Here is a 1031-nt window from a genome sequence, read left to right on the forward strand (position 1 = left end):
ATATTGTTTTATCCAGTGTAAAAAGGGGTAAGACTACCTATAATACAAATTAAAGGCGTCAGGGTTATTCTTTGGCCCATTACAATGAATTTTATAAAACCGTATTTTTTATAGATCTACAAAATTCTTTGCGAGATAAACCAATTTCAAAATTCCAAATTGCTAACTATGTCCTTATGAATTATATGTCTATAATTAGGTAATGTGTTAACACATGGTCGATAAGGGTTGACAAGTGGTATATTTGTCGTTGGAACAGACACTGATGTTGGCAAAACTTTAATTTCATCTTCTCTTGCATGGAAACTTTCAAAAAAGATCAAAAAAGTGGTTGTGATGAAGCCTTTCGCTACTGGGCCAGGAGTATACTCAAAGAATTTTAGATCCAAAGATGTTTCCATACTTGCAAGTTCGATAAATCTTCAGGAAAATGACTATGAAATAAACCCATATTATTATCAACTTGCATGTTCGCCATACATGGCCGCTTCGATCCTCAAGCAAGAACCACCTAACCTTCATCATGCCTTAAGGAACCTCACACGATTGTCAAAGAAGTATGATTATATTATTGTTGAGGGTATAGGAGGAGTTCTAGTCCCACTTACCAAGACAAAAACTCTCATTGATTTTATCAAACTTTCCAACCTTGAAGTCATCTTAGTTACAACTCCAAAGGTAGGAACAATCAATCATACACTACTTACTATCAATGAATGCACAAGAAATAATATAACTATTAAAGGAATCATAATTAACAGGATGCCAAAGAAAAAGAATACTATTGAAAGCCAAACACCAAAATACTTGAAATTGTTTACAAATATTCCTATAATTGGAATCGTTCCAGAGATAGTGAGTTTAAACTATAATACAAAGACTTTTAACACAGTTTCCAAGAGAATTCGGATCGACTATACATAACATATTTATGAGTATACACTTATCCACACCTTAACTTTGGAGCAAATGAGCAATGAAAATGCGTTACTAGATCAAAAAAATGTTCAAAAAATGATAAGTATTTTTCT

General features: G+C 32.6%; 1 protein-coding gene. It reads left to right on the top strand.

What is annotated here, in order from left to right:
• The first annotated feature begins 228 nt into the window (after window positions 1-228).
• Complete coding sequence (gene bioD, locus F1Z66_RS15100) at window positions 229-924, top strand: dethiobiotin synthase (protein ID WP_149864459.1); 696 nt, start codon at window positions 229-231, stop codon at window positions 922-924.
• The last annotated feature ends 107 nt before the right edge of the window (window positions 925-1031 follow it).

It is taken from the genome of Candidatus Nitrosocosmicus agrestis (genome assembly GCF_008389435.1).
In the GTDB taxonomy this organism is placed as follows: Archaea; Thermoproteota; Nitrososphaeria; order Nitrososphaerales; family Nitrososphaeraceae; genus Nitrosocosmicus; species Nitrosocosmicus agrestis.